Genomic DNA, 15,374 nt, shown 5'->3' with positions numbered 1-15,374 from the left:
AGTATAAGCGAACAGCCGCCGAAGCGGCTGAACAAGTTCTTATCTTTCCAGTATCTGTGCTCTGTCAGGACCGATACCTACCATGCTTACATGGCAGCCTACCAGCTCTTCAAGACGAGCGATGTAGCTCTTGCAGTTAGCAGGGAGCTCGTCGAAGCTTGTGCACTTGGAGATATCCTCTGTGAATCCGGGGAACTCCTCATAGATAGGCTCGCAGCCCTCAAGCTCCTCCAGTGTCGGCGGGAACTCCTTGATAACGCTGCCGTCGGGCTTCTTGTAAGCCACGCACATTTTCAGTGTATCTATATTAGCGAGAGTATCCAGCTTGTTGATAGCAAGGCTGTCAAGACCGTTTACTCTTACTGAATGACGAACGATAACAGCGTCGAACCAGCCTGTTCTTCTTGGTCTGCCTGTGGTAGTACCGAACTCGCCGCCAACGTTTCTTATCTGGTCGCCTGTAGCGTCGTCAAGCTCTGTGGGGAATGGTCCCTTGCCCACACGAGTTGTGTAAGCCTTTGCAACGCCGATGATATTTGTGATTACCTTAGGACCTACGCCTGTACCTACGCAAACGCCTGCTGAGAGGGGGTGCGAAGATGTAACGTAAGGATATGTACCGAAGTCGATATCAAGGAGAGTAGCCTGAGCGCCCTCGAACATGATAGTCTTGCCTGCCTTGTGAGCCTCGAATGTGAGTACAGAAACGTCGTCCATGTATGGGAGAAGTCTCTTGCCGTACTCTGTGTACTCCTTTGTAACAGCGTCAAGGTCGAAAGCTTCGCCGCCGTATACCTTGGTGATTATCTCGTTCTTGAGCTTGCCTGTGGACTGTATCTTCTCAGCAAGCACCTCAGGGTGAACGAGGTCGTACATACGAATGCCGCAGCGCTCGTACTTATCCATATATGTAGGACCAATGCCTCTCTTTGTCGTACCGATGTCCTTACCGCCGCGGAAAGCCTCAGAAAGACCGTCGAGAGCGATATGCCAAGGCATAACGATCTGAGCACGAGGGTCTACTTTAAGGTGTCCCTGAGTCTTTATACCTCTGGATTCGAGGTTGTCAAGCTCGCCGATAAAGTCCTTAGGATCAAGAACTACACCTGCGCCGATGAGGTTGAGTGCGTTGGGGTAAAGGATACCCGACGGTACAAGGTGAAGCTTGTATACCTCACCGTTATTTACAACAGTGTGACCTGCGTTGTTGCCGCCCTGTGAGCGGACTACAACGTCTGCGCGGGAAGCAAGGATATCAATGATCTTACCCTTTCCTTCGTCTCCCCATTGAGTTCCGACTACAATATTTGCAGGCATTTGTTTTCCTCTTTTCATAATATTAAAATTTGTGCTTGCGGAGCATGATATTCCGAAAAAGCACGCTTACAATCTATTATAACACATGAAATCAGAAAATGCAACAGTAAATATTGCTGAATTGCAAGCGTTTTTTGCTTTCAATGTATGCAGGGGCGCTTGACGGTGCCCGTCGTGATACACAGCGTTATTATTCGGGAAAGGGTGCAGCGTCACGCTGCAAAAAAAAGGCGTGACAGATCACGCCTTTTTTCTACTGTTCTTCTTTTTTAATACCGAAAATGGCTCTCAGTATCCCCGATATGAATTTCGGGCTCTTGATGACCACTATCTTCAATATGTACCCCCTCCTTTGCAGGATATATCACATTATATTCCGCAAGGGAGCTTTTTGTTACACCACTATCTTAGGCGTTATTATCACCAGCGCAAGACCGTCCTTTATGCGCAGGACTGCCTTTTCGCCCTCTATCTCGTTGCTGACGCCTATGGGGAAGGACTGCACCATGCGGTAGTCCTCCAGGGGATACTTAACGCCGCGGAGATACTCTATTCCCACACTCTCCGTCAGTGCGAATACCGAGAGGAAAACGCCGCCGTCTATATTCTTGTATGTGACAGCTCCCTCGTCCGCCTCCTGAACAAGCAGGTGGCTCTCGCCCTTTATCTCAAGGTGACAGCCCTGCTGCAATGCATATATCATAGCCTGTATATTGGCAAAGCTGTGCTCGAAGCGTCTTCCGCCAAGGGCTCCGTAGAGGTCGATATTGCTGTAGCCCATTTCTATAGCCTTTTTTACAGCCATAAGGGTATCGGTATCGTCCTTTTCGGGAACGCTTCTCAGCTCCTCAACGCCCTTTGGAAGTTCCTCGCTGTAGGAATCGAAGTCTCCCACGATAACATCGGGAAGTATCCCCAGCCGCAAAGCGTGTCTGTAGCCGCAGTCGGCACAGATGAAGCAGCTGTATTTCTCCCAGTATGACCACTTTTTGTAGCATCTCAGGTCAGGCATATCTCCGCCTGCAAATATCGCGCATCTTCTCATTTGAGCTCCCACTCCTTTAACTGCTTTGCTTCCTCGTACATCGTCTTGTAGCTCTCATGGCGGCTGAGAGATATCTCTCCCCTCTCAACTGCCTCGACTACCGCACAGCCCTTTTCGCAGATGTGTGCGCAGTCCCTGAAACGGCACTTATCCGTAAGTCCGTCAAACTCGCGGAAACAGCCTGCCAGCTCCTCCTTGCGGATAATGTCGTAGCGATTGGTCTCAAAGGTGGAAAATCCGGGGGTATCGGCTATGTAACCGCCGCCGCTGAGTTTGTACAGCTCCGCGTGACGGGTGGTGTGTCTTCCTCTGCCAAGCTTTCGGCTTATCTCGCCCGTGGCAATATTCAGAGTAGGATCGACAGCGTTGAGCAGAGTAGACTTTCCTGCTCCCGAGTTGCCCGTAAAGGCACTTATCTTACCGCTGAGAAGCTGACGGACTTTCTCAATTGAAGCCTCGTCATCGTAGCTGACCTCAGCAACATCAATGCCGATACTGCCGTATATCTCATGTATGGGACGGCTGTCCCCGAGGTCTGTCTTGGTTATGACCACTACGGGGGTTATGCCCTTGTACTCCGCAATGGCTATGAACTTGTCCAGAATAAGGTAATTCGGAGCAGGCTCACAGGTGGACACTATGAATATGAGCTGGTCGAGATTAGCAAGCGGAGGTCTGATGATACAGTTTTTTCGCGGAGCTATCTCCGTGATGACGCCGTCCTCAACGTCAACGCGGTCACCCACGCAGGGACTTATCCCCCTGTTGCGGAAAACTCCCCTCGCCTTGCACTCATATATACCGTCAGGGGACTCTACACTGTAGAGTCCCCCTAAGCATTTTATAATTATTCCGCTTATAACGTTTTTACTCATCAATAGTGAACAAACTCGTTCTGGTCGTTCCAGTAGCCTTCCCAGACCCACTTGTCATTTTCGTCAAAGTGTCCGTACCATTCCCAAGCGCCTTCATTGTTGTACTTTCCGTAGTAGGTGTTGCCCTCAACTATTGAAGGATCTCTGCCTGTCTGTGAAGGAGCCTCTGTTGTGCGAGGAGCTTCTGTAGGAGCCTCTGTTGAAGGCTCTTCCTTCTTGAATGCGCCTACCTGATCGAATGCGCCCCAAGCGTTCTCGCTGTCGGTTGTATATGTGCCCTTAGCGAAGTTGAAGGTGTAGCTACCGTAGTTTGCCTTAGCGCCTGTTGTTAGGTTTGTAAGGATAGCTGAAGCTCTTACGCTCTGTCCGGAGCCCTCGATAGTCAGTGAGTAGCCTGCCATTTCAGGACAGATAAGAGTACCTGTTGATACAGCCTTTGTCTTGTTCTTCTCATCTGTGAGGATAAAGTCGATGCTGAAGCGTCCTGAAGCCTCTCCGGGGAAGCTGAGGTCGATATCTACCTTGCCGTTAGGGATAGTACCGTCGCTGACAAAGAGTGTGATCTCTGAACCTGCCTCGATCTTTGTGCCCTTCTTAGGCTCCTGATCTACAACGATACCCTCCTTCTCGTAGGAAGGTGTAGGCTCTGTCTTAACTTTAAGGTTCTTATAGCCTGCAAGGATAGCAGCGTCCTCTGCTGTCTTGCCGATATACTCGTCCATAGTTACCTGCTCTGCGTTAGCGCCCATGCTGACATAGAGGATAACTGTTGTGCCCTTGTGTACCATAGTACCCTCTTCAGGCTCGGACTTGATAACGTAATCAGGCTTTATCTCCGCATCTGAGGTCTTTTGTACCTTTGGTTCAAGTCCTCGTTCACGTAGCTGCGTCTTAACGAGCTCAAGGTTTACATTTCGTACATGAGGAACCTCAACGGTCTCCATACCCTTACTGATAACTACCTTGCAGACATCGCCCTTGCTGAATACAGCACCCTTTTCGATGCTCTGCTTGATGATAGTACCCTCATCGGCTTCGTTGTATTCCTGACTCTCTATCTCAAACTTGATATCGCTGCTGTAGGCTGCATAAGCCTGATTGTAGTCCCAGCCTACGAGATCGGGCATGGTCTTGCCGTTTTTATTAGCGCTGTTTCTGAGAAGTCCGCTGAGCATAGTTGCTACGAAAATAACGGCAACTATGATAACTACTACGACTACAGCCGTAAGTACGGGGACTACCAGTGAGGAACGCTCTTCCTCCTCTTCGTCATCGTCCTCGTCATCATCGTACTCGTCGTAATTGTCAGTATAAGCGTCGTTGTATCTCTGTGATACAGAGCCGCCCGATGAATAGCCCGAACCTGCGCCTGCTGCGGCAGCAGCTGCTACAGGAGCCTTAGCCTTTGAAGCGTAAGCGTTGGCTACCTCCTGTCTGCTCTCGGACTCGACCTCTGTGCCTGCGGAGCTGTCAAGCAACTCCTCGGACTCGTCGGTCTCCTCAGTATAATAACCGAATGAGATATGCGGATCAGCCTTGAAAGCTTCGATATCGCTTATCATCTCGGCAGTTGTCTGGTATCTGTCCTCCGGAGCCTTTTCCATAGCTCTGAGAACTATCTCCTCAAGACCGTCGGGGATAGAAGGATTGATAGCTCTTGGGCGCTCGGGGATATCGTGCATATGCATAACTGCGATAGCAACGGGGTTATCGCTGTCGAAAGGCTTCTTGCCTGTGAGCATCTCGTACATCATTGCGCCGACGGAGTAGATATCGCTCTTTGCGTCGGTAACGCTGCCGCTTGCCTGCTCGGGGCTGATATAGTGAACGCTTCCGATAGCCTGATCGGTAGCTGTCTTGCCCTCCTCACGGGCGAACTTTGCAATGCCGAAGTCCATGACCTTGATAGTGCCGTCAGTGAACATCATGATGTTCTGGGGCTTGATATCACGGTGAACTATGCCCTTGTCGTGAGCGTGCTGGAGAGCACGGAGTATCTGTATAACGAAGTGAACAGTGTCCTTCCATGTGAGGACCTTTTCCTCCTCGATATACTCCTTGAGAGTGATACCGTCGATGTACTCCATAACGATGTACTGTATCTTCTCGGAGAAGCCCACGTCGTAAATCTTTACGATATTGGGGTGTGAAAGAACTGCGATAGCCTTTGACTCATTGCGGAAGCGGCGGAGAAATTCCTCGTTCTCTGCAAATTCCTTTTTGAGTATCTTAATGGCAACCGTTTTGTTGTCGATAACATCGACGCCCTTGTAGACCTCAGCCATGCCTCCGACGCCGATGAGCTCGGTTATCTCATATCTTCCGTCGAGCTTCTTGCCAATATTCTTGTCCATTTCCTTTCCTCCTGCGTTAGTCAGAAATTACCGCAACTGTTACATTGTCGCGGCCGCCCTTGGTGAGAGCTAATTTTATAAGTTGATCTGCGGCGTCATCAAAATCAGAGTTTAGTATAACGTCGTATATTTCATCATCACTGCAATATCCCGAAAGGCCGTCCGAGCACAGCAGCAGACTTATCTTATCCTCATAGTCCAGCATGAACGTATCGGTAAGCACCGTTTTATCCACGCCGACAGCTCTTACGAGCATATGCTTCTGAGGGTGTACCTCCATTTCCTCCTCGGTTATCTTCCCCTGCTCAAAGAGCACAGCGGCTACGTTATGATCAGTGGTTATCCTGACGAGGCCTGTGTCGGTGATGAGATAGGCTCTGCTGTCGCCGACATTGGCTATGAAGGCTGTTTTCTTGGTGACAAAGGCAGCAACACAGGTCGTACCCATGCCGAAGTTCTTGAAATCGAACCTCGCCCGTGTGTATATCACGGAATTTGCCGCCGATACAGATGATATAAGGAGCTTGCGGATATCCTCATCGCTGAGGCTCTCCTTATAATCCGCCGAAAAACGCTGGAAGAATTCTTCTATTGCGAGCTCGCTGGCTTCCTTTCCAGCTCGTTCGCCGCCCATACCGTCGCACACGACGGCGAGCACATTATGGCCGAAGTATTCGCATCTGACCGCGTCCTGGTTTTCCTCGCGCTTCAGACCGATATCCGTGCCGTAGCGAAACCTCAAGTATCCGCACCCCCATTCTGTTGACTTTGCTCAGCAGCGTCACGCCGCAATTGACCGCACGCCGCTTCTATATCGCTGCCGAGAGTTCTTCTCACGGTAGCGTTTATCCCCCGCCTGCCCAGCTGCTTTGCGAATTCCGCAACACCCGAGCGGGCTGTACGATAATTTCGTTCCCTTACCTTATTAACGGGAATAAGGTTCACATGGCAGTTCATGCCCCGCAGCAGCTTTGCCAGCTTATCGGCGTCCGCCGCGGAATTATTCACATCGTCGATGACGGCGTACTCAAAGGTGACGCGGCGTCCCGTTTGGCCGATGTAGTATCTGCAAGCCTCCATAAGACTTGACAGCTTGTATTTTTTATTTACGGGCATTATCTCGCTTCTGCCCTCGTTGTCTGCACAGTGCAGCGAAATACAGAGCGTGAGCTGAAGCTTCTTATCAGCCAGCTCGTATATACGCGGTACTATACCGCAGGTAGAGAGCGATACGTGACGAAGGCTCATATCGTTGCCGTCCTTATGGGAGAGCAGCGCGAGGAACTTCATAACGTTGTCGAAATTGTCAAGGGGCTCGCCGATGCCCATGAGCACCACACCCGAGACCTTTTTGCCCGAGTCCCTCTCAGCCTCATATATCTGCATGAGTATCTCCGAGGGAGCAAGGCTTCTCACGTAGCCTGCTATCGCAGACGCGCAAAAACGACAGCCCATTTTGCACCCCACCTGAGTGGACACACAGATACTGTATCCGTAGCTGTACTCCATCAGGACGGTCTCCACAAAATTGCCGTCAGAAAGCCTATAAAGATATTTTACCGTATTATCTATAGCAGATTCAAGCTTTTTCTGTATAAATAGTCCATTTATACAAAATTTTTCTTTCAAAGTACTGCGCAATTGGATAGATATATCAGACATTTTGTCGAAATCAAGGACTCTTTTGACGTGAAGCCACTGAAATATCTGCTTTGCGCGGAATTTCTTCTCTCCCAGAGCAACGAGAGCTTCCGTAAGTTCGTCCAGATCAAGACTGAGAATATCTACTTTTTCCAATTTATCACCTTACTTTTTTCTGAATTTTGCTATAAAGAAGCCGCTTCCGAATTTCGGCGGCATAAGTGTAGCCATAGTGCCGAATTTTTCACCCATGAGCTCGGGTAGCTCCACAGCTTCAAGCTCCGAATGGTCGCGCAGAAGTCTCTCGCAGACCGCTTCGTTCTCAGCTTTCCTCACCGTGCAGGTGGAATAGACTAAAGTTCCGCCCGATCCAAGGTAATTCAGCGCATTGCACACTATTTTATATTGTATGTCGGGGAGTCCCGCAAAATCCGAGATGTTCTTGTACTTTATCTCGGGCTTGCTGCCGATGACTCCCAGTCCCGAGCACGGGACATCACAGAGTATCTTCGTGAATTTCGGCAGCTCGGGGTTGAACTTCGTTGCGTCCCCTGCCGCCGCCTTTATATTGGTGAGACCAAGTCTCTCAGCACCCTTGCGTATGAGCTCCGCACGTTTTTCGTGCAGGTCAAAGGCGTATATCTCGCCATTGCCGCCCATGAGCTCAGCCATAGTGAAGGTCTTTCCACCGGGGGCAGCGCATATATCGAGGACTCTGTCCTGCTCCGTGGGAGCAAGGCTCATGCAGCACAGCTGCGAAGCAAGCCCCTGAACGTGGAACCAGCCCTTTTTGAAGGCTTCTGTTGCCGTAAGGTCGCCGCTCTCCGCCATGAAACAGTTGTCCATGAGCTTTTCGGCTCTGATACCGCCCAGTGCAGAAAGAAATTCTTCCTCTGTACATCTAATCGGATTGAGACGCAGATATGTGACATTTTTTTCAAGAGAAGCCGCAAGGAAATTCTCCGCCGCCTCTCTGCCGTAGTCGTCCGCAAGGCTCTTTACCAGCTCAACAGGAGCAGAATACTTCACGGATAAAGCCTTTACGCCGTCCTTTGGGAGCTTCAGCTCCCTGCCGCCGCGGATAAAATTCCTGAGTACCGCATTGACCATGCCCGAAGCGCTGGTCTTGCGGAACTTCTTTGCAAGAGCCACGCTCTCGTTTACCGCCGCATTGTCGGGAACGCTGTCCATGTACATTATCTGGTACACGCCGCAGCGCAGTATATTCAGTATTATGCCGTCAAGCTTCTCTATGGGGCGGGAGCTGAGACCGCCGATCATATGGTCAAGAGTGAGCCTGCGCTCGATGACTCCGTAGTACAGCGCGGAGCAGAGCTTTCTGCCGCGGTCGTCAAGGTCCGAGCCTTTGAGACCGCTGTCAAGCTGCAAGTTTGAATAGCTGCCGCTTGAAAAGGTCTTGTCGAGAAGCTTTACTGCAAGATATCGCGGATCTGTCATTATCTTCTTCTGACTGAAAGGAGAAGTCTGAGCAGCTGGAGTATCGAAGAAAGAAGTCCTGCAACATATGTGAGAGCTGCTGCCTTGAGCACCTTGCTTGCGTGCGGAACTTCGCTTGGTTCAAGGATACCGTCGTTTGCAAGAGTCTTTATTGCTCTGTTGCTTGCGTCGAACTCTACAGGGAGAGTAACTGTCTGGAAGATGACAACTGCCGCAAACATAGCGATAGAAAGGTAAATAAGACCTGTACCGATAGTGAGACTGCTCAGTGCGACACCTATCAGGAGAACGATGTACCAGAGGTGTGAGCAGATATTGGTAACAGGTACCAGCTTGCTTCTGAGAAGTATAGGACCGTAGCTCTCAGCGTGCTGACAGGCATGACCGCACTCGTGAGCCGCAACGCCGATAGCTGCTACAGAGCGCTGTCCGAATGTTGAATCGGAAAGTCTTACCACGTTTGCCTTAGGATCAAAGTGGTCGCTGAGCTTGCCCTTGATGTGCTGTATCTGAACATACTGAAGTCCGTTTGCGTCAAGTATCATTCTTGCAACCTGATCTGCGGTAAGCCCTCTTGAATTGACTATCTTGCTGTACTTCTTGAATGTGGAAGATACATTTATCTGCGCAATGAGCGGTATTACCAGTATAGCAACGTAGAGAATGATATATATTCCGATATGGTCGCTTGTACTGCGTGTGCCGTAGCCTGTTCCGTAGTAGTGATAATATCTTGACAGTGCCATAAACATATTCATGATATACATAACTATTCCTCCTTATCCGAGGATATCGCCCTTTACGAGCTTCTTTCCTCTGAGAAAGTCCTCTGTTTTCATACGCTTTTTGCCCTCGGGCTGTACCTCGCGGAAGATAACGGCTTTTCCGTCGCCGCACTTGACCGCAAAGCTTGCAGTATCGACAATTGCGCCGTTTTCGGCACCGTCGAAGCTGCCCTGTGCTATCTCCGACCTGAACACTTTCAGGCGCTTGCCCTCCAGCATTGCAAAGCCCGTAACGCCGCGGATAGTGTTGTGGACCTCCGCCGCGGGCTTCGAGAAGTCAAGAGCGCTCATCTCCTTGCGTATCATAGGAGAATAACAGCTCAGACTGTCGTCCTGCACCTCGGGCTTTAACAAGCCCTTTCCGATAGCTTCTATAGTCTCCGCAAGAACTTCGCCGCCCATAGCGGAAAGCCTTGCATAGAGCTCCTCATAGGTCTCATTCTCGCCTATTTCCGTAGCTCTCTTTATGAGCATATCGCCTGTGTCAAGTCCCTCGCTCATCTGCATAGAGGTAACGCCTGTCTCCTTTTCGCCGTTGAGGAGCACCCAGTTTATGGGAGCCGCTCCCCTGTACTTAGGCAGGAGCGAAGCGTGGATATTGATACAGCCGTATTTCGGCAGCTCCAGTATCTCCTTGGGGAGTATCTGTCCGTAAGCCGTTACGACTATGAGGTCGGGAGCTATCCCGCGGAGTATCCTCATGGACTCCTCTGCGTCCTCGCCCTTTCTCAGTGAAAGTGGCTGATAAACGGGTATCCCGTATTCCTCAGCCGCAGCCTTTACAGGTGTGGGGATAAGCTTGTATCCTCTGCCCTTTGGCTTGTCGGGCTGTGTGAACACTGCCGCTGTCTCATGGCTGCTCTCTGCGAGAGTACGCAGGCATGGCACGGCAAAATCGGGAGTTCCCATAAATACTATTTTCATTGCTTAGTCTCCTCGGGTACGAAGAATTCTTCAACTATCTCTGTGAAAACATGACCGTCAAGGTGGTCGTTCTCATGGCAGGTGCACTGTGCGCCAAGCTCTGTGAAATCGCGCTCGAACCAGTTGCCGTTCCTGTCCTGAGCCTTTAAGTGACAGCTCATAGGTCTTGTTACATAGCCCCATACATTCGGGCAGGAAAGGCAGCCCTCCTGCACTCTCTGCTTGCCCTCTTTCTTTGTTACCTCGGGGTTTATAGCCTCGATGCTGTCGTTCTCGTCAAGGTGCATGATGAATATCCTGCGGCATATGCCTATCTGGGGAGCCGCAAGACCTACGCCCTCAGCCTTGTTGAGTGTCTCGTGCATATCGTCAAGAAGCTGTGCAAGCTTCTCGTCAAACTTATCCACAGGCTTGCAAACCTTGTGGAGCATTTCGTCCTTATCTGTTAAAATCCTTCTAAGTGCCATATTATCTATCCTTTTCTATTATACGCCCACATCGCCGTTAATATCGGCGTAAAGGGCGACGCCTTTCATTTCCTTCAGCTTTGCCGACTCTGTAAGAACTTCTCTTATGAAGCCTCTCATTTCGGCGCTGTTCTTGCATTTCATTATTATCCTGTAGCGGTACTTGCCGTTTATCCTGCCGTATGAGCAGCGGACAGGTCCGAGGACTCTCACGGGAGTTTTAGGCTGCAATTCCCTTAATTTCCCGTTCATCAGCCGCAGCACCGCCTCCGCGCCCAGTCTTACTGATATGTCCTCATTTCCCGAAAAGCAGAAAATGCACATATCGCAGAGGGGCGGAAATATCATCGCGCGGCGGATAGCTATTTCCTCTTTATAGAAGCCCTTGTAGTCCTGAGCGGCTGCAAGGTTCATGATGTAGTGCTCGGGGATAAATGTCTGTAGTATAGCGCGTCCGCGGCGCTCACCGCGTCCGCCTCGCCCCACCACCTGAGTGATAAGGGAAAAGGTTCGCTCATAGCTTCGGAAATCTCCCGCATACAGAGCCTTGTCGACTGAGAGGACTCCAACCAGCGTAACGTTGGGAAAATCCAGTCCCTTGCCTATCATCTGAGTGCCTATCATTATGTCGTATCTGCCGTCGCGGAAGTCCGTGAAGCTCTTCTCGTAGGAATACCGCGAGAACGTAGTATCCGCGTCCATGCGCAGGATACGCGCGGACGGAAAGAACGTTGAGAGCTCCTCCTCCAGCTTCTGCGTGCCGAAGCCCATATTTTTCAGGTGTTTCGAGCCGCAGGACGGGCAGGTGTCTACAGGCGGACTGACGTAGCCGCAGTAGTGGCACATCAGCTTGTCGTTTTTCTTGTGGTATGTCAGCGGTACCGAGCAATTCGGGCAGTACACGGGCTGATAGCAGTCGCAGCAGCTTATAATGGTATGATAGCCGCGCCTGTTCAGCAGCAGTATGGACTGCTCGCCGTTTTTAAGGTTTGCGCTTATCTCCTCAGCCAGTTTGCGGCTGAATTCCGTGCGGTTGCCTGCCTCGCGCTCAAGGTTCATATCAATGATACTCACCTCAGGAAGGGGCGCATTGCCGTACCTTTCCTTCATTTCGAGAAGTCTGTACGCTCCCCTTTCGGCAAGGTAGTAGCTCTCGATAGAAGGAGTTGCCGAAGCCAGCAGAAGTGCGCAGTTATGATAAGCACAGCGCTGCTTGGCTATGTCATGGGTGGTATATCTTGGGGAGCTGTCCGATTTGTAGGAACGCTCACCCTCCTCGTCGATTATGATAATGCCGATATTACTGAGCGGAGCAAAAACAGCGCTTCGCGTACCTATTACTATGTCCGCGTCGCCGCGCTTTATGCGCTTGTACTCGTCAAGCCTCTGACCGAGAGAGAGACCGCTGTGGATAACGGCAACTCTTTCGCCGAAAAGCGAGCGGAAACGCTTGAGTATCTGGGGCGTAAGACCTATCTCGGGAATGAGCAGCATTGCCTGCCGTCCCATTTTCACCGTGTCATCTATGAGCTTCTCAAAGACCGAGGTCTTGCCGCTTCCCGTAACGCCGTGGAGCAGGAATACCGCAGGCTTGCGCTCATGAAGCTGTGCCAGCACCGCGTCGTGAGCTCTCTGCTGCTCGGGAGAAAGAACAATGTCCTCGGGACGTCTCTTCTCCTCAGCGTCACCCTCAACTCGTCTCAGCACCTCTGCTTCGTACTCCTCAGCCGCTCCGCCTGCGCAGAGCCGCTTCACCACGGACTCCGTAACGCCGCACATATACGCCGCCTCACGCACCGCCGCAGAGCCGTACTCGCTGAGAAATTCCGCTACCTGCTTCTGCTTCGGAGTAAGGTCAAAGCTCTCGGGAGCGCTCATGTACTTGTCGGAAAGCCGCACCATTCTCACTGCCGCGTCGCCGACCGCCTGTCTGAACACATTGTCCGAGTCCATGGCACCTGCGTCGCAGAGCTCGTCGGGGAGCCGCCTGCCGTTTTCGATAATATGCTCTTCAATAACAGCGTTCAGTTCCTTATTGTCCGTAATACAGGCAAGTCTGTCAAGCAATTCCGCCGCCGCAGGACTCAGCGATCCAGCGCCCGTGAAATTCTTAACAAGCCTGAACGTTTCCTTAGTGCTTACGCTCATCGCAGGTGGGAGCATGGTCTTTACCGCGTCATAGTAGGTACAGAAGGTCTGCTCTCTGAGATAGAAAGCGAGCCGCAGAAGCTCCTCGGAGACAACAGGCTCCTCGTCCACAAGGGATACAAGGGGCTTCAGACGGGCTGTATCGCCCTCGGTGAGCTTCATCACCACGCCTATCCTGCGCTTATTTCCTTTTCCGAAGGGTACCAGCACCCGACAGCCGCAGGCAGTTTTTGCCGCAAGCCTTTCGGGTACAGCATAGCTGAACAGCATATCAAATGAATAGGCTGTTCCGCTGACTGCTACCTCCGCTGTAAGGGGCATTATTCGCTGATAGTCGGAGCTGTGTTCACTATCTTGCACTTGCCGCTTGCAAGCTCCTCAACAGCTGTCTTAACAGGCTTTTCCTCAAGAGTCTCGCCCTTTTCATAGAGCTCCTCAGAGATCTGTCTTGCACGCTTTGCAACTGCGATAACGAGAGAATAACAGCTCTCATTCTTTGTGATTATCTGGTTTACTGCTGGTCTAAGCATTTTTCAACACCTCATTTATAATATCTCCCGAGTAGTCCACTTTCAGCTGTTCTCCGCGGATAACTGCGAAGAAGTCGCTTACAGCGTCCTCAAGGGCGTCATTGACGATAACGTAATCATACTTTTCAGCCTGAGATATCTCCCAAGCTGCCTTGGAAACGCGCTCCTCGATGACCTCGTCGGTCTCGGTGCCGCGCTTTTTGAGTCTGCGGCGGAGCTCGTTTATCGACGGCGGAACAACGAATATAAATACCGCGTCGGGACGCTTTTCGCGTATCTTCATAGCGCCCTGCGGCTCTATTTCGAGGATAACGTTGAGTCCCTGCTCCAGTCTGCCGTCCACCTCGCTGGAAAGAGTGCCGTAGAGGTTCTGGCAGTACTCGGCGTGTTCGATGAACTTGCCGTCGGCAATTCTCTGCTCGAAGTCCTCACGGGTAAGGAAGTGATAATTCACACCGTCCTTTTCGCCCTCACGGGGAGCTCTTGTAGTAGCCGAAACAGATATCGCAAAGCTCTTGTCCTTGAGTATCTCCTCCAGCATAGTGCCCTTTCCGCAGCCTGACGGCGCAGAAAAAACTATAAGTCTGCCTTTATTCATCTTCGTCCGAACCTCCCGAACCGTTTATTCTTGCCGCAAGAGTATCCGTAATGAGGGAGGACAGGATAATATGACCGCTGTCCATTATCATAACGGCTCTTGTTTTGCGTCCGTAAGTTGCGTCAACGGCTCTGCCGTCGTCGCGAGCCTCCTGAACGAGGCGCTTTATGGGAGCAGACTCGGGACTTACGATAGTAACTATCCTGTCTGCCGACACCATATTTCCGTAGCCAATATTTATCAGTTTCATAGCTTACTCTATATTCTGTATCTGCTCGCGTATCTTCTCTATCTCAGCCTTCATATCAACGACTACCTTTGTGATATTGAGGTCCTGAGCCTTTGAACCGATAGTGTTTACCTCGCGGTTCATCTCCTGAACGATGAAGTCCAGCTTTCTGCCTACAGCCTCGTCGCTTGCCAGCATTGATTCAAGCTGTGCGATATGGCTCCTCAGGCGGACAGTCTCCTCGTCCACGGCTATCTTCTCAGCGAAAACAGCGGCTTCCGTGAGGACTCTCTGGTCGTCTATGTCCTTGCCCTCGAGGACTTCGCTGAGCTTCTTGTAAAGGCGGTTTCTGTAGTTTTCAACGGTCTTTGGAGAAAGCTCCTCCACCTTGGAAACCATATTGAGGATACCCTCAGCCTTTTCGGTGACGTCGGCTTTCAGGCGTTCACCCTCGACCTGTCTCATTTCAACGAAGCGCTGTATAGCTTCGGAAGCAACTGCGGAAACGTCCTCCCAGACCTGTTCCTCGTCGTCGGGAGTTTTCTGTATATTGAATATATCGGGGAGCTTCATGAGCTTTGAAAGCGTGATATCGTCCTCAACGCCCAGCTCGTCGGCAATACCTCTGAGAGCGTCCACATAGCCCTGAGCAGCGCCCTTGTTGATAGCTATCTCAGCGTCCTTACCCTCGATGTTGTTGATAGTGACCGCCACCTCGACCTTGCCGCGGGAGATACCCGTTTTCAGCAAAGCCTTCAGCTTTTCATCTATATAACTGTAAGTTCTTGGAACTCTTGACGAATACTCATAATATCTATGGTTCACGGAGCGAATCTCCACGAGAATATCCCGTCCGTTAAGTATCTGCTGCGCTCTTCCGTAGCCTGTCATACTTCTAAGCACCTTATCGCCTGCTTTCATTGTATATATTTTTTCGCATAGATATGCTATTCTAATATTATAACATTATTCCCGTTAAAATGCAAGCGTTTTTCTGAAAATA

At 50.9% G+C, this 15,374-nt stretch carries 16 protein-coding genes; all 16 read right to left on the bottom strand.

The features are described from left to right. Positions 1-39 precede the first annotated feature (39 nt). The 16 genes from T497_RS0113650 to T497_RS0113575 all read right to left on the bottom strand — a co-directional run bounded on the left by T497_RS0113650 (position 40) and on the right by T497_RS0113575 (position 15,274). Positions 40-1,317: an adenylosuccinate synthase gene (locus tag T497_RS0113650; RefSeq protein ID WP_028516095.1), complete on the bottom strand. Its 1,278-nt coding sequence runs from the start codon at positions 1,315-1,317 to the stop codon at positions 40-42. Positions 1,318-1,570: 253 nt separating this feature from the next. Next, positions 1,571-1,645 (bottom strand): stage V sporulation protein SpoVM, encoded by a 75-nt coding sequence (spoVM, locus tag T497_RS19050; protein ID WP_366208667.1) that lies wholly within the window; start codon positions 1,643-1,645, stop codon positions 1,571-1,573. A gap of 66 nt (positions 1,646-1,711) precedes the next feature. Further along, complete coding sequence (locus T497_RS0113640) at positions 1,712-2,362, bottom strand: thiamine diphosphokinase (RefSeq protein WP_028516094.1); 651 nt, start codon at positions 2,360-2,362, stop codon at positions 1,712-1,714. Continuing rightward, a complete protein-coding gene (gene rsgA / locus T497_RS0113635) occupies positions 2,359-3,237 on the bottom strand; it encodes a ribosome small subunit-dependent GTPase A (RefSeq protein WP_028516093.1) in 879 nt (292 codons plus the stop codon). Before rsgA ends, T497_RS0113640 begins: the two co-directional genes overlap by 4 nt. After that, a complete protein-coding gene (gene pknB / locus T497_RS16970) occupies positions 3,237-5,591 on the bottom strand; it encodes a Stk1 family PASTA domain-containing Ser/Thr kinase (protein WP_051530685.1) in 2,355 nt (784 codons plus the stop codon). The genes rsgA and pknB overlap by 1 nt, the downstream gene beginning before the upstream one ends. Positions 5,592-5,607: 16 nt before the next feature. Then, the gene (locus tag T497_RS0113625; protein ID WP_028516092.1) at positions 5,608-6,333 is read right to left on the bottom strand and encodes a Stp1/IreP family PP2C-type Ser/Thr phosphatase; all 726 of its coding nucleotides are present in this window, start codon (positions 6,331-6,333) and stop codon (positions 5,608-5,610) included. Then, positions 6,330-7,388: a 23S rRNA (adenine(2503)-C(2))-methyltransferase RlmN gene (gene rlmN / locus T497_RS16965; protein WP_037325220.1), complete on the bottom strand. Its 1,059-nt coding sequence runs from the start codon at positions 7,386-7,388 to the stop codon at positions 6,330-6,332. Before rlmN ends, T497_RS0113625 begins: the two co-directional genes overlap by 4 nt. A gap of 9 nt (positions 7,389-7,397) precedes the next feature. After that, positions 7,398-8,690 (bottom strand): 16S rRNA (cytosine(967)-C(5))-methyltransferase RsmB, encoded by a 1,293-nt coding sequence (rsmB, locus tag T497_RS0113615; protein WP_028516091.1) that lies wholly within the window; start codon positions 8,688-8,690, stop codon positions 7,398-7,400. Beyond that, the gene (locus T497_RS0113610; RefSeq protein WP_080693388.1) at positions 8,690-9,457 is read right to left on the bottom strand and encodes a zinc metallopeptidase; all 768 of its coding nucleotides are present in this window, start codon (positions 9,455-9,457) and stop codon (positions 8,690-8,692) included. The genes rsmB and T497_RS0113610 overlap by 1 nt, the downstream gene beginning before the upstream one ends. A 12-nt stretch (positions 9,458-9,469) precedes the next feature. After that, positions 9,470-10,399 (bottom strand): methionyl-tRNA formyltransferase, encoded by a 930-nt coding sequence (gene fmt / locus T497_RS0113605; RefSeq protein ID WP_028516089.1) that lies wholly within the window; start codon positions 10,397-10,399, stop codon positions 9,470-9,472. Further along, on the bottom strand, positions 10,396-10,866 hold the full coding sequence (def, locus tag T497_RS0113600; RefSeq protein WP_028516088.1) for a peptide deformylase: 471 nt from the start codon (positions 10,864-10,866) through the stop codon (positions 10,396-10,398). The genes fmt and def overlap by 4 nt, the downstream gene beginning before the upstream one ends. An 18-nt stretch (positions 10,867-10,884) precedes the next feature. After that, positions 10,885-13,374: a replication restart helicase PriA gene (gene priA / locus T497_RS0113595; RefSeq protein ID WP_242840021.1), complete on the bottom strand. Its 2,490-nt coding sequence runs from the start codon at positions 13,372-13,374 to the stop codon at positions 10,885-10,887. After that, the gene (rpoZ, locus tag T497_RS0113590; RefSeq protein ID WP_028516086.1) at positions 13,335-13,544 is read right to left on the bottom strand and encodes a DNA-directed RNA polymerase subunit omega; all 210 of its coding nucleotides are present in this window, start codon (positions 13,542-13,544) and stop codon (positions 13,335-13,337) included. The genes priA and rpoZ overlap by 40 nt, the downstream gene beginning before the upstream one ends. Next, entirely contained in the window at positions 13,537-14,142 is a 606-nt protein-coding gene (gene gmk, locus T497_RS0113585) for a guanylate kinase (RefSeq protein ID WP_028516085.1), read from the bottom strand. The genes rpoZ and gmk overlap by 8 nt, the downstream gene beginning before the upstream one ends. After that, positions 14,135-14,392 carry a DUF370 domain-containing protein gene (locus tag T497_RS0113580; RefSeq protein ID WP_024861623.1) on the bottom strand — a complete coding sequence of 86 codons (258 nt, stop codon included), beginning with the start codon at positions 14,390-14,392 and terminating at the stop codon, positions 14,135-14,137. Before T497_RS0113580 ends, gmk begins: the two co-directional genes overlap by 8 nt. A gap of 3 nt (positions 14,393-14,395) precedes the next feature. After that, positions 14,396-15,274 carry a YicC/YloC family endoribonuclease gene (locus T497_RS0113575; protein WP_028516084.1) on the bottom strand — a complete coding sequence of 293 codons (879 nt, stop codon included), beginning with the start codon at positions 15,272-15,274 and terminating at the stop codon, positions 14,396-14,398. Positions 15,275-15,374: the final 100 nt, after the last annotated feature.

Origin of the sequence: Ruminococcus flavefaciens MA2007 (assembly GCF_000621845.1) — a bacterium.
GTDB classification, from domain to species: domain Bacteria; phylum Bacillota; class Clostridia; order Oscillospirales; family Ruminococcaceae; genus Ruminococcus; species Ruminococcus flavefaciens_E.
This window is presented reverse-complemented; position numbering and strand designations above follow the sequence as displayed.

Coding starts and splice junctions, on each gene's coding strand:
- def (WP_028516088.1), bottom strand. CDS start 10,866: ATGGCACTTAGAAGGATTTTAACAGATAAGGACGAAATGCTCCACAAG.
- rsgA (WP_028516093.1), bottom strand. CDS start 3,237: ATGAGTAAAAACGTTATAAGCGGAATAATTATAAAATGCTTAGGGGGA.
- rsmB (WP_028516091.1), bottom strand. CDS start 8,690: ATGACAGATCCGCGATATCTTGCAGTAAAGCTTCTCGACAAGACCTTT.
- T497_RS0113640 (WP_028516094.1), bottom strand. CDS start 2,362: ATGAGAAGATGCGCGATATTTGCAGGCGGAGATATGCCTGACCTGAGA.
- T497_RS0113580 (WP_024861623.1), bottom strand. CDS start 14,392: ATGAAACTGATAAATATTGGCTACGGAAATATGGTGTCGGCAGACAGG.
- T497_RS0113610 (WP_080693388.1), bottom strand. CDS start 9,457: ATGTATATCATGAATATGTTTATGGCACTGTCAAGATATTATCACTAC.
- rpoZ (WP_028516086.1), bottom strand. CDS start 13,544: ATGCTTAGACCAGCAGTAAACCAGATAATCACAAAGAATGAGAGCTGT.
- gmk (WP_028516085.1), bottom strand. CDS start 14,142: ATGAATAAAGGCAGACTTATAGTTTTTTCTGCGCCGTCAGGCTGCGGA.
- T497_RS0113650 (WP_028516095.1), bottom strand. CDS start 1,317: ATGCCTGCAAATATTGTAGTCGGAACTCAATGGGGAGACGAAGGAAAG.
- pknB (WP_051530685.1), bottom strand. CDS start 5,591: ATGGACAAGAATATTGGCAAGAAGCTCGACGGAAGATATGAGATAACC.
- fmt (WP_028516089.1), bottom strand. CDS start 10,399: ATGAAAATAGTATTTATGGGAACTCCCGATTTTGCCGTGCCATGCCTG.